This window comes from Streptomyces luomodiensis, assembly GCF_031679605.1.
Classification (GTDB): domain Bacteria; phylum Actinomycetota; class Actinomycetes; order Streptomycetales; family Streptomycetaceae; genus Streptomyces; species Streptomyces luomodiensis.
The window spans coordinates 3263463-3287857 of the sequence record NZ_CP117522.1 but is presented as its reverse complement, the minus strand read 5'-3'; the positions used below and the strand labels follow the sequence as shown (position 1 = coordinate 3287857).

At 72.1% G+C, this 24395-nt stretch carries 18 protein-coding genes, 3 tRNA genes and 3 pseudogenes; 14 read left to right on the top strand and 10 right to left on the bottom strand.

Annotation, left to right across the window (positions count from 1 at the left end):
• Positions 1 to 9 precede the first annotated feature (9 nt).
• Genes PS467_RS14235 through PS467_RS14225 form a run of 3 tightly spaced genes read right to left on the bottom strand, consistent with a single transcriptional unit; the run spans position 10 to position 2191 of the window.
• Positions 10 to 375, bottom strand: a complete 366-nt coding sequence (locus PS467_RS14235; protein WP_268971870.1) for a DUF742 domain-containing protein — start codon at positions 373 to 375, stop codon at positions 10 to 12.
• Positions 372 to 818 (bottom strand): roadblock/LC7 domain-containing protein, encoded by a 447-nt coding sequence (locus PS467_RS14230; RefSeq protein ID WP_311035593.1) that lies wholly within the window; start codon positions 816 to 818, stop codon positions 372 to 374. Before PS467_RS14230 ends, PS467_RS14235 begins: the two co-directional genes overlap by 4 nt.
• Complete coding sequence (locus PS467_RS14225) at positions 818 to 2191, bottom strand: ATP-binding protein (RefSeq protein ID WP_311035592.1); 1374 nt, start codon at positions 2189 to 2191, stop codon at positions 818 to 820. The genes PS467_RS14230 and PS467_RS14225 overlap by 1 nt, the downstream gene beginning before the upstream one ends.
• 271 nt (positions 2192 to 2462) lie before the next feature.
• Between PS467_RS14225 and PS467_RS14220 the strand changes: the two genes are divergently transcribed.
• A complete protein-coding gene (locus tag PS467_RS14220; RefSeq protein WP_311035591.1) occupies positions 2463 to 3128 on the top strand; it encodes a maltokinase N-terminal cap-like domain-containing protein in 666 nt (221 codons plus the stop codon).
• 184 nt (positions 3129 to 3312) lie between these two features.
• On the top strand, positions 3313 to 3987 hold the full coding sequence (locus PS467_RS14215) for a TIGR04222 domain-containing membrane protein (protein ID WP_311035590.1): 675 nt from the start codon (positions 3313 to 3315) through the stop codon (positions 3985 to 3987).
• Between the two features lie 18 nt (positions 3988 to 4005).
• On the opposite strand, the gene PS467_RS14210 is transcribed toward PS467_RS14215, so the two are convergent.
• Entirely contained in the window at positions 4006 to 4365 is a 360-nt protein-coding gene (locus PS467_RS14210; protein WP_268971865.1) for a cupin domain-containing protein, read from the bottom strand.
• A gap of 124 nt (positions 4366 to 4489) precedes the next feature.
• Here PS467_RS14210 and cutA point away from each other — a divergent pair, with 124 nt between their 5' ends.
• The gene (gene cutA, locus PS467_RS14205) at positions 4490 to 4813 is read left to right on the top strand and encodes a divalent-cation tolerance protein CutA (protein WP_268971864.1); all 324 of its coding nucleotides are present in this window, start codon (positions 4490 to 4492) and stop codon (positions 4811 to 4813) included.
• A 159-nt stretch (positions 4814 to 4972) separates the two neighbouring features.
• On the opposite strand, the pseudogene PS467_RS14200 reads toward cutA, so the two are convergent.
• The 3 genes and pseudogenes from PS467_RS14200 to PS467_RS14190 all read right to left on the bottom strand — a co-directional run.
• Positions 4973 to 5644: pseudogene (locus tag PS467_RS14200) on the bottom strand (SanA/YdcF family protein); the annotation flags it as partial.
• 73 nt (positions 5645 to 5717) lie between these two features.
• Complete coding sequence (locus tag PS467_RS14195; protein ID WP_311035588.1) at positions 5718 to 5885, bottom strand: hypothetical protein; 168 nt, start codon at positions 5883 to 5885, stop codon at positions 5718 to 5720.
• A gap of 76 nt (positions 5886 to 5961) precedes the next feature.
• Positions 5962 to 6318 (bottom strand): hypothetical protein, encoded by a 357-nt coding sequence (locus PS467_RS14190; protein ID WP_311035587.1) that lies wholly within the window; start codon positions 6316 to 6318, stop codon positions 5962 to 5964.
• 123 nt (positions 6319 to 6441) lie between these two features.
• Between PS467_RS14190 and PS467_RS14185 the strand changes: the two genes are divergently transcribed.
• Positions 6442 to 7419, top strand: coding sequence for an adenosine deaminase (locus PS467_RS14185; protein ID WP_311035586.1), 978 nt, complete (start codon positions 6442 to 6444; stop codon positions 7417 to 7419).
• A gap of 383 nt (positions 7420 to 7802) precedes the next feature.
• Here PS467_RS14185 and PS467_RS14180 read toward each other — a convergent pair whose 3' ends face one another.
• Positions 7803 to 10007, bottom strand: a complete 2205-nt coding sequence (locus PS467_RS14180; RefSeq protein ID WP_311035585.1) for a molybdopterin oxidoreductase family protein — start codon at positions 10005 to 10007, stop codon at positions 7803 to 7805.
• Between the two features lie 160 nt (positions 10008 to 10167).
• Between PS467_RS14180 and PS467_RS14175 the strand changes: the two genes are divergently transcribed.
• The 5 genes and pseudogenes from PS467_RS14175 to PS467_RS14155 all read left to right on the top strand — a co-directional run bounded on the left by PS467_RS14175 (position 10168) and on the right by PS467_RS14155 (position 17463).
• Positions 10168 to 11049, top strand: coding sequence for a sirohydrochlorin chelatase (locus tag PS467_RS14175; RefSeq protein WP_311035584.1), 882 nt, complete (start codon positions 10168 to 10170; stop codon positions 11047 to 11049).
• Positions 11046 to 12416: a deoxyguanosinetriphosphate triphosphohydrolase gene (locus tag PS467_RS14170; protein WP_268971858.1), complete on the top strand. Its 1371-nt coding sequence runs from the start codon at positions 11046 to 11048 to the stop codon at positions 12414 to 12416. Before PS467_RS14175 ends, PS467_RS14170 begins: the two co-directional genes overlap by 4 nt.
• Before the next feature lie 192 nt (positions 12417 to 12608).
• Positions 12609 to 13904 carry an NAD(P)/FAD-dependent oxidoreductase gene (locus PS467_RS14165; protein ID WP_311035583.1) on the top strand — a complete coding sequence of 432 codons (1296 nt, stop codon included), beginning with the start codon at positions 12609 to 12611 and terminating at the stop codon, positions 13902 to 13904.
• 73 nt (positions 13905 to 13977) lie between these two features.
• Positions 13978 to 15999, top strand: a complete 2022-nt coding sequence (dnaG, locus tag PS467_RS14160; RefSeq protein WP_311035582.1) for a DNA primase — start codon at positions 13978 to 13980, stop codon at positions 15997 to 15999.
• Between the two features lie 160 nt (positions 16000 to 16159).
• Positions 16160 to 17463: pseudogene (locus tag PS467_RS14155) on the top strand (RNA polymerase sigma factor).
• Positions 17464 to 18096: 633 nt separating this feature from the next.
• On the opposite strand, the gene PS467_RS14150 reads toward PS467_RS14155, so the two are convergent.
• Entirely contained in the window at positions 18097 to 19593 is a 1497-nt protein-coding gene (locus PS467_RS14150) for an FGGY family carbohydrate kinase (RefSeq protein ID WP_311035581.1), read from the bottom strand.
• A 25-nt stretch (positions 19594 to 19618) separates the two neighbouring features.
• Positions 19619 to 19888, bottom strand: coding sequence for a YtxH domain-containing protein (locus PS467_RS14145; protein ID WP_268976948.1), 270 nt, complete (start codon positions 19886 to 19888; stop codon positions 19619 to 19621).
• A 248-nt stretch (positions 19889 to 20136) separates the two neighbouring features.
• Between PS467_RS14145 and PS467_RS14140 the strand changes: the two genes are divergently transcribed.
• The 5 genes and pseudogenes from PS467_RS14140 (at position 20137) to PS467_RS14120 (ending at position 24384) form a co-directional block, all read left to right on the top strand.
• Positions 20137 to 20209: transfer RNA gene (locus tag PS467_RS14140), tRNA-Asn, on the top strand.
• Positions 20210 to 20214: 5 nt separating this feature from the next.
• A tRNA-Asn gene (locus tag PS467_RS14135) sits at positions 20215 to 20287 on the top strand.
• 174 nt (positions 20288 to 20461) lie between these two features.
• Positions 20462 to 20535, top strand: a tRNA-Ile gene (locus PS467_RS14130).
• Positions 20536 to 21103: 568 nt separating this feature from the next.
• Positions 21104 to 21475, top strand: a pseudogene (locus PS467_RS14125) (IS701 family transposase); the annotation flags it as partial.
• An 818-nt stretch (positions 21476 to 22293) separates the two neighbouring features.
• Entirely contained in the window at positions 22294 to 24384 is a 2091-nt protein-coding gene (locus tag PS467_RS14120) for a hypothetical protein (protein WP_311035580.1), read from the top strand.
• Positions 24385 to 24395: the final 11 nt, after the last annotated feature.

Below are 24395 nucleotides of genomic sequence, written 5' to 3'. Positions count from 1 at the left end.
ATCAAGATCTCAGAGCTTGCTCTCAAGCCCATCGAGCACCTTCCTCAGCAAGTCCAAATCGGCACGTTTTCGCTTGACCACTCTGATCGGCGGACGCGCCACGATGTGGCCCCAGTCGATGAGATCCGCGAGCAGCACCTGCACCACGGCCGGTGGCTGACCGAGATGGGCGGCGACCTCCGCCACCGACAGCAGCCCCTGGCAGAAGTCGACGATCCGCCGGTACTCGGGTTGCGGATGCGGCGGCAGCGCGCTCCCGGACGCCACGACGAGCGTTTCCAGCGGCAGAGCTTCCCGTGAGGAACCAGCGCGCCCCCGTGTGATCACGTAGGGGCGCACCGCGGCCGTGGTACGTTCCTCGCCGGGCGAGCTCATGACGCCGGGCGGCCCATCGGTTCCCGTGGCTGACTGCTCAGATGGGCACCGATCTTCGCGACCAGTAACTGCATCTGCTGGGCCACCAGCCCGACATCCGCCTCCGTGTCGGTGGCCACCCCCAGCGAGGCGCCCTGACCGGCCGAGGTGAACAGCACGAACCCGCTGTCGGACTCGATCATCAGCTGTCTCACCCCTGCCTCGTCGCCGAACAGCAGCGACACCGTGGACTGGCTGGTCACCGTCAGCGCGGCACAGGCGGCGGCCAGCGACTCGGCCTCGTCCACGCCGAGCCGGGACTCGCCCGTCAGCCCCTCGGCGGAGTCGTGACCCATGCGCAGACCGTCCTCCGAGACGACGACGGCATGCCGCACCCCGGGAATCCCGGTCAGCGGACGCAACATCCATCCAACGTCGGGCAACCTGGATATGGTTCCGGCCACTACCGGTCTCCTTCTCGGTCTTCTCGGTCCGGACTCGGGTCTTGATCCGCGGGCCGTACGGCCCCGGCCGCCTCCGCCCGCCCCCGGCGGGTTCCGGAGACGACGCTGGTGATGGAGGCGCGGGCGGCCTCGGGCGTCCAGGGGGTGTCGGCGGCCGGCGGGGCGGGGGAGGCGGCGGACGCGCCGCCCGTGTCGGCCGGGGTGGTTCCGGGGGCCGGGCGGCGGCGGTTGCGGCGCCGGGGCAGCCCGTTGCCGAGCGGCGCGGAGGTGCCGGGGGCGCCGGAGGTTCCGGGGGCGCCGGGGGTGCCGGGGGTGTCGTTCAGGGAGGTGCCGTTCAGCGGGCCGAGGCCGGCGCCGCCCGCCTCCTGGCGCACCGTGCCGACCGGAACGGGCTCCACGACGACCGGCTCGCGGTCCGCCATCCGTACGGCGCCCGTCGGCTCGGTCAGCAGCCGGTGCGGTACGAAGACCACCACCCGCGTACCGCCGTACGCCGACGCCGTGGACAGCTCCACCCCGAAGCCCAGCTCCCGCGACCAGCGCCCCACACAGGCGAGCCCCAGCCGGGGCACGGCGCCCAGCTGGGCCAGGTCCAGACCGTCCCGCAGCTGACCCACGGCCTGCTCCAGCACATCCGGCGGCATGCCGAGCCCCGCGTCGTCGATCTCGATGACCGCGCCCGCCGCGACCTCCCGGACGGCGACCGCGACCTGGGTGCGGGAGGGGGAGAAGACCGTGGCGTTCTCCAGGAGTTCGGCCACCGCGTGCATCAGCCCCTCCACGGCGGGTGCCACCGCGTAGAGGTTCTGCCCGCCGTGGACGTCCACCCGGCCGAACTCCACGATGCGCGACTGGGCGCCCCGCACACAGTCGAAGAGCGACACCGGCCGGGTCTCCCGCCGCGCGGGCCAGATCCCGCACATCACCAGCAGCGTCTGCGCCTTGCGGGTCATCTGGGCCGCGGCGTGGTCCGCCTTCATCACCTCGGCCATCAGCGGCGCGTCCGCGACATGCTGCCCGAGGCCGTCGAGGACCTGCTGCTGCACCATCGACATGGCGTGCATGTTGCGGGCCACGGACTCGAACGACGCCTGGACGGAGTCCCGCAGCATCCGCTCCCGGCGCGCCGCCTCGTCCAGCTCGGTCTGCACGGCGGCCAGCCGTGCGACCTCCTCGGCGCGTTCGGCCGCCAGCGCGCGCGCCTGTGCGGCATTGGCTCGTTCCCGTGCGGAAACGGCTCGTTCTCGCTCGACCGCCGCACGCGCCTCATCACGCGCCCGACGGAGTCTGGTCACCCAGGTGAGGCACAGCGACAGCACCAGTACCAGCACCGCGGACGCGACCAGGACAACGGCCTTTGTCCCCGACAGCACCTCTGACACCTCCATCCGGGACACGGCCAAGAAAGGGCAGATACTACTGACCAACTGATCAGTTTGGACCGGTAGTTGCCAAACTCTCACGAGTAAGGGCCGCGTCCGCGCCAGGGTCAGCGCTCGCCCACGTCTGCCTTACCCGCCTTACCCGTCCTGTCTTCCTTACGCGGCTTTCCCGCCCACGGCAGACTGTCCTACGGCCAGTGGCTGTCCTGGGCCGTGAGACGGCGGCCGGGGACACACACGACGAGGGAAGGCGTTCACCGGCATGTCGATCATCCACAAGACCACCTTGACTCCGACCAAGTTGGAGCTGCTCGCGACCTGGCTGCCCGCGCAGCCGTGGTACGCCGCCACCCAGCGCGCTCCGGAGTTGTCCAAGGCCGGTGGCTTCCGGCTCGACGACCCGAAGGGCGAGGTGGGGATCGAGTTCATGGTGGTCCGGGACGACTCCGGCGACCGGCCCGCCTGGTACCACGTGCCGATGACCTACCGCGCGGCGCCACTCGACGGGGCCGATCCGGCCCTCATCGGCACGGCCGAGCACGGAGTGCTGGGCCGGCGTTGGGTGTACGACGGGCCGCACGACCCGGTGTTCGTCGCCCAGGTGCTGGCGCTCCTCCAGGGCCGTGCCGAACCGCAGGCGCAGAGCGTCTCCCACACCCCCGACCCCTCCGTCACCGCCGAGGTGGCCGGGGCCGGTTTCGACGTCCCGGCCGGGGCCGCCGAGGCGTCGGCCGTGGCCAACGGGCCGGACGGCACCCGCCTGACGGTGGGCGACGGCGGTCCGGCCCTCCAGGTGGCGCGCGTTCTCCGGCCGGAGTCCGGCGCGGGGACCACCGGGGCCCGGGGCCACGTCAGCGCGGGCTGGCCGCTGCCGGACGGCGGCGAGGCCCGCTGCCGGTTCGTCGTCCTGCACGACACGGCCTCCTGACGCGCCGCGCGGTGGAAGCAGCCGGCGGTGGCCGGTGCTTCCACCGCGCTCATAAGCGCCATACCGATCGCGAAACCTCAAATATTGCTCTGAAATGCCGTCCATCAGGTTCATCGCTTATCGAAAGGACAAAACTGACGGTAATAAAGCAGTTCGGATGGACGGGGGCATTCCGATGGGGACCTTGTTCCGACGTCCGGCCTCGGCGGAGCCGCGGACGCTGGACCTCTACGACATCGCGTATCTGGTGGGCGGGCCGCCGTGGGTGGTCCAGACGGTCTTCATCGCACTCCAGGAGCGAGGCGTCATCACGATCCGGCGCGCCCGGGTCCGGCTCCAGGAAGCACAGGCCGACCAGACCGACCGATCCGACCAGGCCGACCACCCCGTGGAGCGCGCGCTCGTCGGGCTGTGCGCCCGCCGCCCCAGGCGGGTGGACGACGCCGTCACCACGCTGAGCGGCGGGCCGGAGGTGGCGGAGATCCAACGTCGGCTCGCCGCCGGCGGTCTGCTCACCCCGCTCCGGCGCCGCCCCACCCGCGCGGGCCGGCGCCTCCTGGAGGCGGCCGAGCAGGACGAGACGTTCCCCTCCTACGCCTTCCACGGCCTCACCGCCCTCCCGGCCGGGGAGCGCGGCCGCACCGTCAGCGACGCCACGCCCGTCGCGAGCGGTGGGCTGGGCTACTGGGGCCGGCGCCTCGTCATCACCGCGGCCGAGGACAACGACATCGACGCGCACCCCGGCTCCCAGGACGGCGCGTCCTGGTGGAGCTGGGGCCACGGCGGCGACCACGGCGCGGGCCACGGCGGCGGCCACCACTCCTGCGGGGGCGGCGGGGGCGGGGGCGGCGGGGACTAGGGCGGCGCGCGGCGGCCGTCAGGCGGTGGTCACCTGCTCGTAGGGGGTGGGACAGCCCGGTGTGGCGGTCACGGCGGTCAGCAGCACCACCGAGTCCTCCAGCGCGCGCAGCCCGTGCCGTTCGTGCGGCAGCTCCTGCACCTGGCCCGCGATGAGATCCAGCCGGTTACCGCCGCCGGTCAGCCGCACATGCCCGTGCAGCACCTGGAGACTGGCCGCCGGAGGGGCGTTGTGCTCATCGAGCTCGCAGCCGGAGACCATGGCGATCACGCTCTGCCGCAGCGGACCGTCATGCAGGAACAGATGGGCGCTGCGCCCGTGCGGATCGGCCTTCGCCTGGTCCAGATGGTGGCGTGCGAGCGTGGTGAGGTCATCCATGAGTGCCCCTCGATCGGTCCGGTCTGATCGTCGGCGGGTTCCCTCAATCCTCACCGGCTACCGTGGGACGCGCCAGTTCGCAGCCGCGCCGTGCAGCCGCGCCGTGGAGAGAGGTACCGCAGCAGTGGCCGACTACCTGACCGTACTGACCACCACCGACACCCCCGAGAAGGCCGAGGCGCTGGCCCGGGGGGCGATCGAGGCCCGGCTGGCGGCCTGTGCGCAGATCAGCCAGCCCGTGACATCCGTGTACCGGTGGGAGGGGACGGTCGAGACGGCGGCCGAGTGGCAGGTGCTGTTCAAGACGACCGCCGCGCGCTACGACGAGCTGGAGGCGCATATCCGCGAGGCGCACGACTACGAGACGCCCGAGGTCATCGCGATGCCGATCGTGAACGGCAGCGAGGACTATCTGGCGTGGGTGGTGTCGGAGACGACCATCGGCTGAGCCCGGTCGACGGCTCGGGCGGAGAAGCGGCGACGATCACCCGGAGCCGGAGCCGGAGCCGGAGCCGGAGCCGGAGCCGGAGCCGGAGCCGGAGCTGGACCCGGACTCGGAGCCGGACCCCGACCTGGAGCTGGCCCCGGCCTCGGACCCGGAGTCCCGATCCGCCAGCGCCTTCTCGATCCCCCGCTCGCGGGGCCCCAGGAAGTGCGGATCGGGCTCGAACGCCGCGTCCAGAGCCGCCTTGCTCGCCGCCAGGACCTCCCGGGTCCCGCCGAAGTACCAGGTCACGTCGTGCGGCTCGTCGACCGCGACCCCATACGCGTCGATCCCCGCCGCCCCGCACAGCGCCAGCGCCCGGCGGATATGGAACCCCTGGCTCACCAGCACCGCCTTGCGCACCCCGAAGACCCGCCGGGCCCGGCTACAGGAGTCCCAGGTGTCGAACCCCGCGAAGTCGCTCACGATCCGCCGGTCCGGGACCCCGTGCTTGACGAGATACGCGCGCATCGCGTCCGGCTCGTCGTAGTCATCGCGGCTGTTGTCCCCCGTGACCAGCAGCGCACGGATTCGGCCGGCCTTGTAGAGCCGTACGGCGGCGTCCAGCCGATGCGCCAGATACGGCGACGGCTCCCCGTTCCACAGTCCCGCCCCGAAGACCACGCCCACCGGGGCCGAGGGCACATCCGCGACCGTATGCATCCGGTCGTCCGTGCTCAGCCGCAGCCAGGTCGCCGGGAGCAGGGCCAGGACGCAGACGAGGACGCTCCCCCGCACCAGCCGCCGCCACCCGCGTCGCGTCCTCGGCAACCGCCTCCGCACCCACCCCAGCATGCGTTCCCTCTCCCTCTTCGCGTCGCCGGCACGGTCGCGCTGTGTGACGCGGAAGCGGGGGGTGGCGGTTGCCTCACCCGGCCCAGGTGACGCGGACCACGGCGATCAGTTGCTGGCTGGGCACCGGCAGGAAGTACAGCAGCCCCACATCCAGGAAAGCCAGATTGCGCGACTGGTGACCGGCGCCCACCTCGGCGGCGTCTCTCCCCAGCACGGCCAGTTCATGGGCGAGCCGTTCCACTTCAGCGACGACGTGCGGCGGAAGACCCCCACGACGTGTTCCGCATCCGGGTCGTACTCCCACCCCCACGCGTCACTCATACACCGATCTCCTCGCCTGCGGTCCGGAGGATGTGGCCGATCTCGCTCGCCGCCGCGCGGGCGTCTTCCGGGTCGGCCAGCGGATCCGCGGCCAGTTCCTCACAGGAGTGGAAGCGGGCGGCGCGCTGTGGCCAGCGTTCGATGTTGACGACGGTTCCCCAATGTGCGGTGAAGGCTCTCAGAGGTCCCACGCTGCTCGTGCGCTGCGCGCTGGTCGCCGCACGCGCCAGATGCTCGTTCAGTTCTGGGAGGCGACTCGGAACAATCTCGGCGACTGCTGCCCGAAGCGCGTCCGGGGTCAGCGACGGCATGGGGATCAGCGGAGCGCTCGCCTCGGTCGGCTGACTGCTCACGGTGGCCTCCTGTGCCCCTGAGTGCACTGCTGGCGACGCCGAGCCTATCGCCCCGGGCCGGGACTGCCGCCCGGATAGGCTGAGTGACTCCCCCGTCAGCGAAACCAGCAGGTGATCCCAGTCGTGCCGCCGATTCCCACCGCAGAGCTCCACCTCCACATCGAGGGCACCCTGGAGCCCGATCTGGCCTTCGCGCTCGCCGAGCGCAACGGGGTCGCGCTGCCGTACGCCACCCAGGAGGAGCTGCGGGCCGCCTACTCCTTCAGCGACCTCCAGGACTTCCTGAACCTGTACTACGCGCTGATGACCGTGCTCCGCACTGAGGACGACTTCGCCGACCTCACCGACGCGTATCTCGCCCGCGCCCGTGAGCAGGGAGTCCGGCATGCGGAGATCTTCTTCGACCCCCAGGCGCACACCGCACGCGGCGTCGACATCGGCACGGTCATCCGCGGCATCGGCCGCGCGCTGGACGCGGCGCCGCGGACGTACGGCATCACCACGCGCCTGATCATGTGCTTCCTGCGCGACGAGAGCGCCGCGTCGGCCCTGGAGACCTTCGAGGCGGCCCGCCCCCACCTGGACCGGATCGCCGCCGTCGGTCTGGACTCGGCGGAGGTGGGCAATCCGCCGTCGAAGTTCCGCGAGGTGTTCGCGCTGGCCCGGGAGGCCGGGCTGAAGTGCGTCGCGCACGCGGGGGAGGAGGGGCCGCCCGCGTATGTGTGGGAGGCGCTGGACGTCCTCGGCGTGGACCGTATCGACCACGGGGTGCGCTGCCTGGAGGACGAGGCGCTGGTGTCCCGGCTGGTCGCGGACCGGGTCCCGCTGACCGTCTGCCCGCTGTCGAACGTGCGGCTGCGCGTCGTCGACCGCCTCGAGGACCACCCGCTGCCCGCGATGCTGGACGCCGGCCTGCTGGTGACGGTCAACTCCGACGACCCCGCCTACTTCGGCGGCTACCTGGGTGACAACGTCATCGCCGTACGGGACGCGCTCGGCCTCGACGAGGCCACGCTGCGGACGCTGGCCCGCAACTCCTTCCAGGCCGCCTTCCTGGACGAGGAGACGCGGGCGGCGTATCTGGCGGAGCTGGAGGCCTAGGCCGGGCCCCGGCCGTCGCGTACGGAAGCCGCCACCGGCGCCCGCCGGTCACGGGCCTGCCACCCCCGGCGCCCGCCGGTCACGGGCCTGCTGGCCACGGGCCTGCCACCCCCGGCGCCCGCCGGTCACGGGCCTGCTGGCCACGGGCCTGCCACCCCCGGCGCCCGCCGGTCACGGGCCTGCTGGCCACGGCGCCCGCCACCCCGGCGCCCGCCGGTCACGGGCCCGCTGGCCCTTGCGCCCGCCGGTCACGGGCCCGCTGCCCCTGGCGCCCGCCGGTCACGGGTCCGCCGCCGCTCAACGGCGCCGACGGCGCGAGGCGAAACCCGCACCCGACCACGCCGGGCAGCGGGCAGCCCAGCCTGATGCGCGCCGCGGTACGGTCAGCCCTCCGTCCGCGCCGCCTCCGCCGCTACCTCCGCCTCCGCCGCCACCTCCAGCCGCACCGCACACACCTTGAACTCCGGCATCCGCGACACCGGGTCCAGGGCCGGGTTGGTCACCGTGTTGGCCCGTCCCGGCCCCGCCCAGTGGAACGGCATGAACACCGTGTCCGGCCGGATGTCCCGGCTGATGCGGGCCGGGGCCACGGCGCGGCCGCGCCGGGAGACCACCGCGATGGGCGCGCCCTCGTCCGCCCCCAGCCGTTCGGCGAGCAGCGGGTGGAGCTGGACGTAGGGGGCGGGCGCGGCCTCGTTGAGTTCGGTGACGCGCCGGGTCTGGGCGCCGGACTGGTACTGGGCCAGCACCCGGCCCGTCGTCAGCACCACCGGATACTCCGCGTCCGGCTCCTCGGCCGCCGGGCGGTGGCCGACCGGGACGAACCGGGCGCGCCCGTCGTCCGTGGCGAACCGGTCGAGGAACAGCCGTGGCGTACCGGGATGCGGACCGGCGCCGTCCGCGCTCTCCGGGCAGGGCCAGAACACCCCGTCCTCCTCCGCGATCCGCCGGTAGGTGATGCCCGAGTAGTCCGCCGGGCCGCCGGCCGAGGCCCGCCGCAGCTCCTCGAAGACCTCCTCCGCATCGGCCGGGAACCCCTTCTCCCAGCCGAGCCGGGCCGCGAGCCCGCCCAGCACCCACAGGTCCGTCCGGACGCCCGGCGGCGGGGTGAGGGCCGCCCGGCGGAGGATGACCCGGCCCTCCAGGTTGGTCATGGTCCCGGTCTCCTCGGCCCACTGGGCCACCGGCAGGACCACATCGGCGAGCGCGGCGGTCTCCGAGAGCACGACGTCGGCGACCGCCAGGAAGTCCAGCGACCGCAGCCGGGCCTCCACATGGGCCGCGCGCGGGGCGGAGACCAGCGGGTTGGAGCCCATCAGCAGCAGCGCCCGGACGTCCTGGCCGAGCGCGTCCAGCAGTTCGTACGCGCTGCGCCCCGGCCCCGGGAGGGCATCGGGCTCGACGCCCCACACGGCCGCCACATGGGCGCGTGCGGCCGGGTCGGCCAGCTTGCGGTAGCCGGGCAGCTGGTCGGCCTTCTGGCCGTGTTCGCGGCCGCCCTGGCCGTTGCCCTGGCCGGTCAGGCAGCCGTAGCCGGACAGCGGGCGGCCCGCGCGGCCGGTGGCCAGGCACAGGTTGATCCACGCGCCGACGGTGTCGGTGCCCTTCGACTGCTGCTCGGGGCCCCGGGCGGTCAGCACCATCGCGTTCTCGGCGTCGCAGAACATCGCCACCGCCGCGCGGAGTTCGGGCACCGGGACGCCCGTGATCCGCTCGACCAGCTCCGGCCAGTGGGCCATCGCGGCGGCCCGTGCCTCGGGCCAGCCGCTGGTGCGCCGTTCGACGAACTCCTCGTCCACCCGGCCCTCCGCGACCACCAGGTGCAGCAGCCCCAGCGCGAGCGCGAGATCGGTGCCGGGGCGCGGCGCCAGATGCAGATCCGCCTGCTCCGCCGTACGGGTGCGCCGGGGATCGACCACGATCAGCCGGCCGCCCGACTCCTTCAGCTCGGTCAGATAGCGCAGCGCGGGCGGCATGGTCTCGGCCAGGTTCGAGCCGACGAGGATGACGCATCCGGTGCGGGCCACGTCCGCCAGCGGGAACGGCAGCCCGCGGTCCAGCCCGAAGGCCCGCTGGTGCGCGGCGGCGGCCGAGGACATGCAGAACCGGCCGTTGTAGTCGATCTGCGAGGTGCCGAGCACCACCCGGGCGAACTTCCCCAGCGCGTACGCCTTCTCGTTCGTCAGCCCGCCGCCGCCGAAGACCCCCACCGCGTCGCGGCCGTGCGCCCGGCCGGTGGCGGCCAGGCTCTCGGCGATCCGGTCGAGGGCCTCCTCCCAGGTGGCCGGTTCGAGCCGGCCGGAGTCAGGGCGGCGGACCAGCGGCTCGGTCAGACGCACCCGGGAGGAGAGCACGGCGGGCGCGGTGCGGCCCTTGCCGCACAGCGCGCCACGGTTGACGGGGAACGCGGTGCGTTCCAGGACCTCGACGCCGCCCGGTCCGCTGCCCGGTCCGCCGTCCGGTCCGCCGTCCGGTCCTGCGCCCTGCGGCACCGGCCGCAGCGTCATACCGCACTGGAGCGAACAGTAAGGGCAGTGCGTGTCGACGGGGTCGGCGGCGGGGGAGCGGTCCTCGGGAACGTGCACCATGCGGAGAGCGTGCTACGGCCGTGTTACGGCCCGCGTCATCTCGTATTACGGCCCCGGGAACCGGACCTCAGCGCGCCGCCCGGCGGCTGGTGAAATCGCCGCAACCACCCGTCACGGCCACGCAACGGAGGCGCAATATGCCGCTGCCTACGCTCTGGGCATGACGGCGTCGCCACCTCCCGGTCCCCCCGGTGCCCCCGGCCCCTCCGGCCGCTCCGTAGGCCGCCCGCCGACGCTCGTCGCCGTGGCCCACGGCAGCCGGAACCCCGAGGCGCTGCGCACCGTGACCGCCCTCCTGGACCGCGTCCGCGCACTGAGGCCCGGACTGCCCGTACGCCTCGGCCACATCGAGCTCAACCAGCCGCTGCTGACCGACACGCTGGCCGCGCTGCGCGGTGCGGCCGTGCTCGTTCCGCTGCTCCTCGGCCGCGGCTACCACATCAAGCAGGACATCCCGGCCGCCGTCGCCGCCGCGCCCCATCTCTCCGTCCGGATCGCCGCGCCGCTCGGCCCGGACCCGCTGCTCGCCGAGGCGCTGCACGCCCGGCTCGCGGAGGCCGGATGGCCGGCACCGCCCCAGGCCGGGCGGAGTCCCGCGCGGACCGGGCCGGGGCCGACCCGGACCGGTCGGCGGCCCACGCATGCCGGGCGGCCCGCCACGGTCCCGCACCGGGCGGGTGTCGTCCTGGCCGCCGCGGGCTCCCGCGACCCGGACGCGGCGGTCGACGCGGCCCGGACCGCCGCCCTGCTCAGCGCCCGGCTCGGCGGGGTGCCCGTGCTGCCCGGCTACGCCTCCGGCTCCGGGCCCACCGTGCCCGAGGCGGTACGGGACCTGGCCGCGCTCGGCCGTGACCGGATCGCGGTCGCCTCCTACTTCACCGCACCCGGCCGGTTCGCCACCCAGTGCGCGCACGCCGCCCCCGGTGTCGCGGCCGCCCCGCTCGGCGCCCACCCGGCGGTGGCACGGCTCGTACTCCGCCGTTACGAACAGGCCCTCGCCTCTGCGCCCGTGTCCCACCCGGCGGCTACCGTCGGTGTATGAGCCGCAGCGCACCCCCTGAACCGGCCGGACCGGATCCGGTTCCCCCGACCGGTGTCCCCGAGGCCGACACCCGCCGCATCCCCGGCTATGCCGCGGCGGACCTCGAGCGCTGGGCGCCCGAGCCCGACAAGCGGCCGGGCCGCACCGCCTTCCAGCGGGACCGGGCACGGGTGCTGCACTCCGCCGCGCTGCGCAGACTGGCCGGGAAGACGCAGGTGGTGCCCGCCGCACCGGCCGCCGACCCCGGACCGGCCGGGCGCGCCCCGGCCTTCGACGCCACGCCCCGCACCCGGCTGACCCACTCCCTGGAATGCGCCCAGGTGGGCCGGGAGCTGGGGGCCGCCCTCGGCTGCGACCCGGATCTGGTGGAGATGGCCTGCCTCGCCCATGACCTCGGCCATCCGCCGTTCGGGCACAACGGCGAGCAGGTGCTCAACGAGATCGCCGAGCCCTGCGGCGGCTTCGAGGGAAACGCGCAGTCGCTGCGGCTGCTGGCCCGGCTCGAACCGAAGCGGTTCGTGCCCGACCGGGAGACCGGCGAGCCGGTGAGCGTCGGCCTCAACCTCACCCGCGCCGCGCTGGACGCCGCCATCAAGTACCCCTGGCCGCGCGGCGGCCATCCGCGCACCCCCGGCTCCCCGAAGTTCGGGGTCTACGAGGACGACCTCCCGGTCTTCGGGTGGTACCGGCAGGGCGCCCCTGAGGGCCGTACGACCTTCGAGGCCCAGGTCATGGACTGGTCCGACGATGTGGCCTACTCCGTCCACGACGTGGAGGACGGGCTGCACGCCGGCCATCTCGACCCCGCGCGCCTGCTCTCCGAGCCCGAGCGGCGCGAGGTCTTCGCCGTCGCCGCCGACCGCTACGCCCCGGGGGCCGAGCCCGCGGAGCTGGCCGAGGCGCTGGACCGGCTGCTGGACCAGGAGTGGTGGCCGCACGGCTACGACGGCTCGTCCGTCGCCCAGGCCCGCCTCAAGGACGCCACCAGCCAGCTCATCGGCCGCTTCTGCCTGGCCGCCGAGCGCGCCACCCGCGCGGCGTACGGCACCGGCCGCTTCACCCGCTACCGCGCCGAGCTGGTCGTCCCCCGCGCCGTCCGTCTGGAGTGCGCGGTCCTCAAGGCGGTGGCCGACCGCTATGTCATCCAGCGCGCCGATCAGGAGCTGGTCCGCGCCGATCAGCGCGTCGTCATCGCCGAGCTGGGCGAGGCGCTGATCGCCCGCGCCCCCGACGGCCTGGACCCCCAGTTCCGGGCGCTCTTCGACGCGGCCGGGGACGACCGGGGCCGGCTGCGGGCGATCGTCGACCAGATCGCCTCCCTGACCGACACCTCGGCCCGCCGGCTCCACGCCCGTCTCACCGGTTGAGCCGCCGCCCGCTGGGTACGGCTGGGCGCACACGTCCGGCGTACCGGCCCTTCCGGACGCACGCGCGGTGCGGGAGGCTCCCATAGGAAACAGCCCGCACAGCACACACAGCCCGCACAGCGCACAGCCCGCACAGCACACCTGTTCACGAAAGGCACTGCTCGGCATCGCTCGGCAGCGAGGAGGAGACAAGTGGTCGACGCACACCAGACGTTTGTCATCGTCGGAGGGGGCCTGGCCGGGGCGAAAGCCGCGGAAACCCTTCGAGCGGAGGGTTTCACCGGGCGGGTGATCCTCATCTGTGACGAGCGCGACCACCCCTATGAGCGGCCCCCGCTGTCCAAGGGCTTCCTCACCGGCGGCCAGGAGCGCGACAGCGTCTTCGTCCATGAGCCCGCCTGGTACGCCCAGGCCGATATCGAACTCCACCTCGGCCAGCCCGCCGTCCACCTGGACCGGGCCGCCAAGGCCGTGACCCTGGGCGACGGCACCCGCGTCCACTACGACCGGCTGCTGCTGGCCACCGGCGCCGAGCCGCGCCGCCTCGACATCCCCGGCACCGGCCTGGCCGGGGTGCACCATCTGCGCCGGCTCGCCCACGCCGAGCGGCTGAAGGGCGTCCTGGCCGCCCTCGGCCGGGACAACGGCCAGCTGGTCATCGCGGGCGCGGGCTGGATCGGCCTCGAGGTCGCGGCCGCCGCCCGCGGCTACGGCGCCGAGGTGACCGTCGTCGAGCCCGAGCCCACCCCGCTCCACCCCGTGCTCGGCCCCGAGCTGGGCGCCCTCTTCGCCGACCTGCACGGCGAGCACGGCGTCCGGTTCCGCTTCGGCGTCCGCCTCACCGAGATCACCGGCCAGGACGGCATGGTGCTGGCAGCCCTCACCGACGACGGCGAGGAGCACCCCGCCCACAGCGTGCTGGCCGCCATCGGCGCCGCCCCGCGCACCGCCCTCGCCGAGGCCGCGGGTCTTGAGGTGGTGGACCGCGCGGCGGGCGGCGGCATCGCGGTCGACGCCTCGTTGCGCACCAGCGACCCGGACATCTTCGCGGCGGGCGACGTCGCCTCCGCCCCGCTGGCGTTCCTCGAAGGCAGCCCGGTACGGGCCGCCCTGCCCGCGAGCGCCCGGCTGCGCGTCGAGCACTGGGCCAACGCGCTCAACGGCGGCCCGGCGGCGGCCCGCGCCATGCTCGGCCAGGACGTCGCGTACGACCGGGTCCCGTACTTCTTCTCCGACCAGTACGACGTCGGCCTGGAGTACTCCGGCTACGCCCCGCCCGGCAGCTACGACCAGGTGCTGGTGCGCGGCGACGTCGGCAAGCGGCAGTTCATCGCCTTCTGGCTGAACGACGGCCGCCTGCTCGCCGGGATGAACGTCAACGTCTGGGACGTCACCGAGCCGATCCAGCGGCTCATCCGCGGCGGCCACCAGCTCGACCCGGCGGCCCTGGCCGACCCGTCCGTGCCGCTGACCTCGCTGCTCCCGTAGCCGCCGGGCACCGTTCCTCCGGGGTCCGGCGGGCACGGGCGGCCGTGTCGGACCCCGGCCGTAGAATTCGGGCGTGGCAGGCAGGATCAACGATGACGACGTGAAGGCGGTGCGGGCAGCGGTCCCGATCGACGCCGTCGTATCCGAATACCTCCAGCTGCGCAACGCGGGGGGTGGCAATCTCAAGGGCCTGTGCCCCTTCCACGACGAGAAGACCCCGTCCTTCCAGGTCAGCCCCAGCAAGGGGCTCTACTACTGCTTCGGCTGCCAGGAGGGCGGCGACACCGTCGACTTCATCATGAAGATCGACCACCTCTCCTTCGCCGAGACCATCGAGCGGCTGGCCTCCCAGGCCGGGATCACCCTGCGCTACGAGGAGGGCGGCTACACCCCCGGCCGCCAGCAGGGCGAGCGCACCCGCCTGGTCGAAGCCCACAAAGTGGCCGCGCAGTTCTACATCGAGCAGCTGGAGAGCCCCGAGGCGGAGATCGGCCGCACCTTCCTGGCCCAGCGCGGCTTCGACCAGGCCGCGGCGCACCACTTCGGCGTCGGCTACAGCCCGGCCGGCTGGGACCACCTGGTGCGCTTTCTGCGCGGCCGCGGTTTCACCGACAAGGAGCTGATCCTCTCCGGGCTCGCCCAGGAGGGCCGGCGCGGCCCCATCGACCGCTTCCGGGGCCGGCTGATGTGGCCGATCCGGGACATCTCCGGTGAGGTCGTCGGCTTCGGCGCCCGCAAGCTGCGCGACGACGACAACGGCCCCAAGTACCTCAACACCCCCGAGACCCCGCTCTACCGGAAGTCCCAGGTCCTCTACGGCATCGACCTCGCCAAGAAGGAGATCGCCAAGACCAGCCGGGCCGTGGTGGTCGAGGGCTACACGGACGTCATGGCCTGCCATCTCGCCGGGGTCACCACCGCCATCGCCACCTGCGGCACCTCCTTCGGCGGCGACCACATCAAGATCCTCCGCCGGCTGCTGATGGACAACGCGGGGGCGGAGGTCGTCTTCACCTTCGACGGCGACGCGGCCGGGCAGAAGGCGGCGCTGCGCGCCTTCGAGGATGACCAGCGGTTCGCCGCCGAGACCTCCATCGCGATCACGCCCGACGGGATGGACCCGTGCGAACTCCGCCTGGCCCGCGGCGACGAGGCCGTGACGGCCCTGGTCGACAGCCGGACGCCGCTGTTCGCCTTCGCGCTGACCTCGATCGTCTCCCGCTACAACCTGGACACCGAGGAGGGGCGCATCGCCGCGGTCGACGAGGCGGTGCCGGTGGTCGCGGCGATCAAGAACCCGGGGCTGCGGGACCGCTATGCGATCCGGCTGATCGGGATGGTCGGCATCGCCAGCCAGGCGGAGGAGCAGTCGATCATCCGCCGGGTGCGCGGGCTGGCCCGCAGCAGGCAGCACGGCGGTCCGGGCGGCCCGGACCACGGTGGCCGCGGCGACCAGCGGGGCGGCGGTCCGGGCGGGCCCCGGTACGGCGGCCGGGGCGGTCCGGGGAGCCACGGTGGCACGGGGGGCGGGCCCGGCGGCCCTGGCGGTCCTGGCGGACCCGGTGGACCCGGCGGTCCTGGCGCGGGGGGCGCGCCGCCGGTCCCGCGCGGGCCGGCGCTGAATCTGCGCAGTCCCGCCCACCGCGTCGAGCGCGAGCTGCTCAAGCTCGCGCTCCAGCGCCCCGAGCTGGTCTCCCCGGCCTTCGACGCCTACGGCATCGACGAGTTCACCGCCCCGCCGTACGCGGCGGTGCGCCGCGCCATCGAGGACGCGGGCGGCACGACCGCCGCCGACGCCGACTATCTCGCCCGGGTCCGGGAGGCGGCGCCCGACGACACGGTGCGCGCCATGGTCACCGAGCTCGCCGTCGAGCCGCCGCACACCCGCCGCGACCCGGACGAGGCGTACGCGGGCGTGCAGTTGGTGGCCGTGCGGCTGGCCGCGGTCAATCAGCGCGTGACCGAGGTGCGGGGCACCCTCCAGCGCCTGGGGCAGCACGCGGACCCCGCCCATCTGGCCGCCGTGCAGAACGAGTTGTGGGTGCTCCAGCAGTACGGCCAGTCCCTGCGCGACCGGGGCGCGGCCGCCCTGTAGGCGGCCCCGCGGGGCGAACGGGCGCGCGGGCGCGCGGCGGACGGAGCGGACGGCGGGGACGGGCGTAGCCGCCGGGTAGTCGTACGGTCACGGGCCGCTGCGCAAAAAGTGCCCGCACGCCCCTCGTGGCAGGCCTGTGTCGTACTCCACACTGGGTGCGGTGCCTGAGTCTTCGGAGCGCGGCGGTGTTGGCCGGGTAGGGCCGGAATCCCTCGCAGATCCGCTCATGATGTACGGGACGGACGGCGGCGCGGCCGCCGTGCCGTACCCGATCGTTCTGCCCCCTCAGCAGCGATCACCCTGGAGGTCGCCCCCGTGCAGACCCAGACCCTCACCGACACGGCCCTCGCGGCGCCACCGCGCCCCAAGTCCCCGCACCGGCCCGGCGCCGACCAGACACCCGACCCCGCCCCCGGCCCCGAAGCGGACCCCGCAGAGTCGACCGAACCCGCAGAGTCGGCCAACCCCACCGAGCCGACCGAACCGGTCGAACCGACGGAACCGATCGAACCGATCGAACCGACCGAACCGACGGTCCGCGCCGACACCAGCGGCCCCTCCGCCGACCTCTTCCGCCAGTACCTCCGCGAAATCGGCCGGATTCCCCTGCTCTCCGCGGCCGAGGAGGTCGAGCTGGCCCGCCGGGTCGAGGCGGGCCTCTTCGCCGAGGAGAAGCTCGGCACCACCCCCGACCTCGACTCCCAGCTCGCCGTGGACCTGGACCGATTGGTGGTCCTGGGCCGGATGGCCAAGCGCCGTCTGATCGAGGCCAACCTGCGCCTCGTCGTCTCCGTCGCCAAGCGCTATGTCGGCCGTGGCCTGACCATGCTCGACCTGGTCCAGGAGGGCAATCTGGGCCTGATCCGCGCGGTCGAGAAGTTCGACTACGCCCGCGGGTACAAGTTCTCGACGTACGCGACCTGGTGGATCCGCCAGGCCATGTCCCGCGCCCTGGCCGACCAGGCCCGGACCATCCGGGTCCCGGTGCACGTCGTCGAGCTGATCAACCGGGTGATCCGGGTCCAGCGCCGGATGCTCCAGGAGCGCGGCTACGAACCCACCCCCGAGGAGGTCGCCGCCCATCTCGACCTCCCCCCGGAGCGGGTGAGCGAGGTGCTGCGGCTGGCCCAGGAGCCGGTGTCCCTCCACGCGCCGGTGGGCGAGGAGGACGATGTGGCCCTCGGCGACCTCATCGAGGACGGCGACGCCGCCTCCCCGGTGGAGTCCGCGGCCTTCCTGCTGCTCCGCGAGCATCTGGAGGCCGTTCTGTCGACGCTCGGCGAACGCGAACGCAAGGTGGTGCAGCTGCGCTACGGACTGGCCGACGGCCGCCCCCGCACGCTGGAGGAGATCGGCCGGATCTTCGGGGTGACGCGCGAGCGGATCCGCCAGATCGAGTCGAAGACGCTCAACAAACTCCGCGACCACGCCTTCGCCGACCAACTCCGCGGCTACCTGGACTAGCCCCGCCGACACGGCCCACGCCCCGCACGGACCGGCCGACGTACGGGTGGGGCGGCGTACGGGTCGGGCCGCGTATGGGCGGGGCCGCGCCAGGCTCCGCCGTGTACGTCGGGCCGCGCACGGGTTGGGCCGTGTACGGGCCACGGCGCGTACGGGTTGGGCGGCGTCTGGTTGGTGCCGCGCACGGGCCGCGCCGCGTATGAGCGGGGCCGCGCCAGGCTCCGCCGTGCACGTCGGGCCGCGCTCGGGTTGGGCGGCGTACTGGTGGCGCCGCGCACGGGTCGGGCCGTGCGTAGATCGTGCTGCGTACCGGTCGGGCCGCGCACAGGCTGCGCCGGGCAGAGGCCGCGTCGTGCGAGGCAGAACCGTGCGCAGGCCGCACCGCGCGCAGGCCGGGTTCGCGCAGAGGCCGCGTCGTGCCAGGCCGGGCCGCGCACAGGCCGCGTCGTGCTAGGCAGGAGCAAACCGCCCTGCGCCGGGCACGGCCCTGCTACGTACGGGCCATGCTGCGCTAGGCCGCGCGCTGCGTACACGCCGGGCCGCGCGCAGGTCGTCCGCGCTTGGGCCGCGCACACGCCGGGCCGCGCCAGAAGCTCCGCCGTGCACTTCGGGCCGCACGGGCCGGGTGCGGCCTCAGGTTCCGGTCTCGTACCCGCCGGCGGGGGGCACGTGGCCGTCCGCGTGGTGCCCACCGGTCGCCGCCTCGAAGGCGCCGGGGTGGGTCTGTTCCCGTACCGCCACGTACTGCTGCCGCACCGCCTGGCCCACCGGCAGGTCGTCGCCCGGTTCGAAGACCTGGCTGGCCGCGGCCGGCCAGCGCGGCGGCTCGTGCGGTGACTGGGTGCCGTGCGCGACGCCCAGTGCCCACGCGGCCTGGCGGGCCGCGCCGAGGGCGGCGTAGTCGGCGGGCTGGGGCACCACGACCTGCGCCCCCAGCAGCGCGGGCGCGATCGCGCGGACGGCCTGGAGATCGGCCGCGGGCCCGAGCAGGAAGACGCGCCGCACCTGGACGCCACGTCCGCGCAGCACGTCCAGCGCGTCCGCGAGCCCGCACAGCATGCCCTCGAACGCGGCCCGCGCCAGGTGCTCGGGCTTCATCGACTCGCGCCGCAGCCCGGTCAGCGTGCCGGCCGTATGCGGCAGATGCGGGGTCCGCTCGCCCTCCAGATACGGCAGCAGCACCAGCCCGTACGACCCCGGGGTGGACTTCATCGCGAGCGCGGAGAGCCCCTCGAGGTCCGTGCCGAGCAGTTCCGCCGTACCGCGCAGCGTCCGTACCGCGTTGAGCGTGTGCACCACCGGCAGGTGCATCCCGGTGGCGTCCGCGTACGACAGGATCGTGCCGGTCGGGTCGGCCAGCGCCTCGTGGTGGATGGAGAAGACCGAGCCGGAGGCGCCCAGCGAGATCACCGCGTCGCCGACTCCGACCCCGAGCCCGAAGGCGGCGGCCATGGTCTCGCCCGTCCCGGCGGAGATCAGCAGCCCCTCGGGGGTGTGCCCGGCGGCGTCGGCCGGGCCGATGACCTCCGGCAGCCGCACCTGGTGACCGAGGGCCAGCTGGACCAGGTCGGGACGCCAGGAACCGGTCGCCGCCGACCAGTAGCCGCTGCTGGAGGCCGTACCGCGGTCGGTCGTACGCCGCACCGGCCGCCCCAGCAGCTGCCACACCAGCCAGTCGTGCGGCTGCATCAGCTCGGCCACGCGGTGCGCCGCCTCCGGCTCGTTCCGCGTCAGCCAGCGCAGCTTGGCCACCGGCTGCGAGGCGGTCGGCAGGGCGCCGACGGCCTGGGCCCACGCGGTGCGGCCGCCGAGCGCCTCGGTGAGGTCGGCGGCCGCGGACTGCGCGCGCTTGTCGTTGCCCATCAACGCGGGGCGCACCAGCACCCCGCCCGCGTCCAGCGCCAGCAGCCCGTGCTGCTGCGCCGAGACGCCGATGGCCTGGACCCCCTCGAGCAGCCCGCCCTCGGCGGCCTCACCGAGGGAGATCAGCCACGCCTGCGGATCCACGTCGCCGGTGCCGCCGGCCGCGTGCGGGGCGTACCCCTGTTTGATCACGGCACCCGTATCGGTGTCACAGACGACGATTCGTGTGCTGTCGGACGAACTGTCCAACCCGGCGACTATCCCCATGGATCAGATCATGCCACCGCCGCCGTCAGGTGTTGCTGGTGCCCCAGTCGTCCTCGGTCCCGGTGCGGGCCTCGCGCTGCCCGATCTTCTCGCGCAGCGGCCGCACCTTGTCCAGGGCGCGCACGGCGGCCTGCCGGCCTCCCTGCGCGGCCGACTCGGCGGTATTGCGGACGGCCGGGTTCCGTGCGAACTTCTGCGCGCACTCCCGCAGCTGCTCGTACCGCTCGCGGCCGGCTCGCGTGCCCAGTACGTAACCCACAGCCATCCCGGTGATGAACGTCAGCCGGTAGCGCATCGACCTGCCCTTCTCGCTGTCCTTCACATCTGGACCCCGGGGTCGTGCCGCACGCCTACCCGCCCGCGCCGCAGATCACCCACGATCACATAGAAGATCATCCCTGGATCGGCCGAGGACCGCCCGAGGACTGACGCGGCCATACCGATTGGCGGAGCACCCCCCTGCTTGCGCTAATGTATGTGTCGCAGCGAGCGAACGCCGTCCGGGAGCCCCGGACGGGGCCACGGTCGCGGCACACGGAGCAATCCCCTGTAGCTCAATTGGCAGAGCAGCCGGCTGTTAACCGGCAGGTTACTGGTTCGAGTCCAGTCGGGGGAGCTCGGTCCCCTGTAGCTCAATTGGCAGAGCATTCGGCTGTTAACCGGAGGGTTACTGGTTCGAGTCCAGTCGGGGGAGCAGGGAGGAGGACCCCTTGAGGGGTCCTTTTTCATTTCCGGGTCCCGCCGGGCGTGATCTACGTCATGATCGAAGCCATGGAGGCGCTCATCACCGATCCTCCGAAGCAGCAGATCGTATGAGCGGCTATGCTGCGGCAGACGGCGTGCGCAGATGTGTACGACGCGCCGTTACGGGGCGGTAGCTCAGCCGGTTAGAGCAGCGGACTCATAATCCGTCGGCCGTGGGTTCGAGTCCCACCCGCCCCACTAGCCGCACTACGCGGGCAGAACCATCCTGACCTGCGCAGACGCGAAAACGGGAGCCGCCGCGCCGACGCGGTGGCTCCCGTTCACTCGGCCAGCCCAAGATCAAGTGGCCCTACAGTGGCCCAGAGGGTCGTACAGTGGCCCAGACGGTGGCCGTGAGCGGCTACGCAGCTTTCCCGGCCCGCTGGGAAGATCGCCGCTCGGCGCGACCTCGTGAGCCGCCCCCGGACCGGGGACGGGCAGCGGCAGACGGGCCCCACTGGGAGACGTCCGGTCCTTCCGGCCTGGCGATGAAGAAGCGGAGCAGCGCGAAGTTCGACCGCTGGTCCTCCGGATACTGGTTGTCGAGGTTCTCGATGCGCAGGATCTCCAGCCCCTGAATGGCGCAGTGGTCCCGGACCCGCTTGAGGGCGGCGTCGGTAGCGTGTTCCTGGCCCCCGGCCGACTGTGCGGATTCCGCCGGCTCCGTCCGGAGTGACGGGACTGGATGGAGGAGCTGCTGGCTCTTCCGGCCACGGTGAATGTGACGACTGCTGGTCGTGCCCTAGGGATCGGCCGAGATAAGGCGGCGCGGGTTGAGGTCCGGCCCTGGCACCGGCCCGACCGCCGGCACTGGGTCCTGGCCCGCCGCAGCGTCAGCCGCCCGGACGAGATCTCCTACTACATCGCCTACTGCCCCGCCGAGACCACCCTGGACGAGCTGATCCGCGTCGCGGGCAGCCGCTGGGCCGTGGAGGAATGCTTCCAGACCGCGAAACAGGAATGCGGCCTGGGCGACTACCAGGTCCGCCGCTACCCCGGCTGGCACCGTCACATGACCCTGGCCATGGCCGCCCACGCCTGCCTGACCGTCCTGCGGGCCCGACAGCTGGATGCGGACAAAGCAGAAACGGATCCTCCCAGCTCATCCACCTCGGCCTCGCCGAGATCCGACGCCTGATCACCCGACTCACCGACCGCCGGCCCGCACCCGTCGACCACGTTCTGCACTGGTCGACATGGCGCCGCAGACGACAACGTCAGGCCCGTATCAGTCACTACAAGCGGCGCGGACACAGTCCCTGAAACCGCTCAGCAATCAGCACAAGCACCGTTGCAGTATGACAAGGCAGATGTCGACGGTTCGAATCCGTCTGCGCCCACCAGCGAAAAGACCCCCAGCCGATCCCGGTTGGGGGTCTTTGACATCCACAGATGACATCGATCAGGCGAGGCGCACCCTCAGATGGTCGACGTGTGCCGTGAGGCGGTCCGTCAACGCACGGCCGATGCCGGAGGACAGGCTGGCCGGGGTGTACTCGATGAGGCCAGAGCCACAGCATCCATCGCAGAACGAAAAAGGCAAAACCGCACAGAAGGCGTGCAGCGCGAGCGATGCCCGCAAAGCTGCGAGAGGGAAGTATGAGAAGGGCGAGAAAGTGCGGGCGGCGTGGCGGCGTGCTGTGGTGAACCAAGGCGCGCTGTAGTGCATCTAGGAGAAAAGAGGGGAACGGGTCCGTGAGGCCGCCGCTGTGCGGTGCACGGACGGAATGAAAGGCTGGCAAGTCGGAGTCGGAGGTTTTGCGACCGGATATTTTCACTTCCTTCACGTATGCAGCGCACCACGGCCGCACCGGGAGGCGACCGTGCATGCCTTACTTTCACCGGCACCGGCACCGAGGTGGAGTTCGGCCACTGCGGACACCGCGCAACCTCGGCTCTCGAGCCATGTACTCGTCGATGCCGCCGCGAGAGTGATCGCCGTGGAGTACGTGAATCGTGATCCCGAACAGGGAAATCATTCCTTACCGCGCCGACCGCGAATTCAGGAAAGAAGTACCAGTAATGGAACAATCATTTCAGTCCACTTCCGTCGAGCACACCCGGCGTGGTGTCCTGGCTGCCGCCGGGGTCGCGACCGCAGCTCTCCTCGGCGCTTGCAGCAGTTCCGAGGGAAAGTCCTCCTCGTCGACACTTCAGGTAGATTTTGGGAAGGCGGAGTTCTTTCCGCTGCTCAAGTCGAAGATCGGGGTGGGGCGAGCCCTCAGTATGACTGAGATCCTGGACAGTCTGCCGTACATGGACCAGATCCGGCCGGCGGTCTACGACGGGGAGATCCGCTTTCCGGAGACCGATTACCCCTCGTTGACGCCATACCCCTTCGTGGTGGGTGAAAACGACGAGGTCTCGGTGTTGCCGAATGAGTTCCTCGAAAAGCTGTTCACCGGGCTGCAACGGCGCAACATGGAGATCATGATCCAGTTGATGGGCGCGCCGAAGCAGTGGTGGGACTACGAAAAGGCTAAACGGCCACACCTGTTCCCCATGCCGACCGACTTGACGGCCGCTGCGGATGCTATCGGTAAGTGGACCAAGCTCTACAGCGATTATCCGATCAGCTGGTGCATGTGGAACGAGCCGAGTCACAATCTCACCGGGTCCCCGAACCGCGCCTCGGTCAGGCAAATGGTCGACATCTACGACGCCTACACGAATGCGATCGCTCCTCGAGGGCTGTTCGGTATGGCGAGCTTCATCAAGACAAGCGCTCCCGTCCGCGAGAAGCTAGGTGGCCGCACCCACCTTCAAGCCACGATCGATGCATTGCGGAAACGAGTCAAGGCCAACTCTGGCCTGCCGTTCGACTACCTCACCCTGAACAGCTATGGCGCGGATCTCGACGAGCTGTTCGCCGCTGCTCGCAATGCACTGGGAACCGACTTCAACACCGTTCCCATCATTCAGGCGCAGTCCGGTGTGTTCAAGCCGCACGAGTGGGGGAAGCGTCGCGGGACCACGTTGGAAGCGGTGCGGTCCATGGTGTCATTGAAGAATGCACTGCAAGTGCCCGACCTACAGACATTCACCTTCAGTGGCTGGATTCCTCACCTGATTGAATACAAGGGGGGCGAGGCGCTCCAACTTCCTTTGTTCAATGCCTTGAAGCTCTATGCGCGGATGCCGGACCGCCGCGGCTCGGTACAGGGGGAATTGCCTTCCGGTATCGGCGCCATGGCCTCGAGTGACCAGTATCGCAGCGCGGTCTTGGTGTGGAATGAAACCAGCCGAGCGCAAAGCATCGATGTGCAGATGTCTCACCTTCAGGGCTCCAGCCGAGGTGAGGCCGAGTTGCGGGTCTACCTCATCGACAGCAAGCACGGCAGTCCGTTGGAACACAGCGACAACAAGTTCGTCCCCACCGAGGTCACCACCCTTGACGAGCTTCCCCGGTCATTGTCCAAGACCGTGACCGTAGCCGGCCCCGGCATCGCGTACATCGAGGTCGGTACCAAGTCTGCGCATCCGGTCCTGGACCGGAATGGCCTGGATGCCGAACTGGTCCGCAAGCACACATTCGCCGATCGGATACCAGGTTCGAAAAACACGACCTCCGTGCGGGGCAACGCCTACGGTTGCTATGACGCCGTACGGGCCATCGCCTACGTGGGTGTCGAAGGGAACGCGGGTACCGCCCTGGTCGGCGCGGAATACCGCAAGCTGCCGGATTCCCTGAAACTGGAGATATCGGCCGACACGTTGGCTTCCGACCCGAAGTCGTCGGAGGCGATGTTCGGCATCCGGGTCGACTATCTGCTCGCGGATGAACCCGTGAAGAGCGTGCTCTGGCACGGCGATACCTTCGACAGTCGCAGGAAGACGCCCTTGCCGTGGGGGCGGGGCGGCCCGACCGCGGATGTCGTGGTCGAGGCCCGGGAACTTGATCGTGCTCGGGCTGACCAGGCCAAGCTCGTCCTCCCCTTGGAGGAATACGCGCCATCGGGCTGGGCGCAGGCCAGTCGACACGCGATCATCTCGTTCTGGATGGACTCCACCGGCCCCGGCTCCCAAGCGCGGTTCCTGCTCGAATAAGTGGTCGTCGG

Bases quoted from the DNA above. Each gene is read 5' to 3' on its own strand.
- PS467_RS14220 (WP_311035591.1), top strand. From the start codon at position 2,463: ATGTCGATCATCCACAAGACCACCTTGACTCCGACCAAGTTGGAGCTG.
- PS467_RS14180 (WP_311035585.1), bottom strand. From the start codon at position 10,007: ATGGTGCACGTTCCCGAGGACCGCTCCCCCGCCGCCGACCCCGTCGAC.
- PS467_RS14145 (WP_268976948.1), bottom strand. From the start codon at position 19,888: ATGCGCTACCGGCTGACGTTCATCACCGGGATGGCTGTGGGTTACGTA.
- PS467_RS14150 (WP_311035581.1), bottom strand. From the start codon at position 19,593: ATGGGGATAGTCGCCGGGTTGGACAGTTCGTCCGACAGCACACGAATC.
- PS467_RS14170 (WP_268971858.1), top strand. From the start codon at position 11,046: ATGAGCCGCAGCGCACCCCCTGAACCGGCCGGACCGGATCCGGTTCCC.
- PS467_RS14235 (WP_268971870.1), bottom strand. From the start codon at position 375: ATGAGCTCGCCCGGCGAGGAACGTACCACGGCCGCGGTGCGCCCCTAC.
- PS467_RS14210 (WP_268971865.1), bottom strand. From the start codon at position 4,365: ATGGATGACCTCACCACGCTCGCACGCCACCATCTGGACCAGGCGAAG.
- PS467_RS14175 (WP_311035584.1), top strand. From the start codon at position 10,168: ATGACGGCGTCGCCACCTCCCGGTCCCCCCGGTGCCCCCGGCCCCTCC.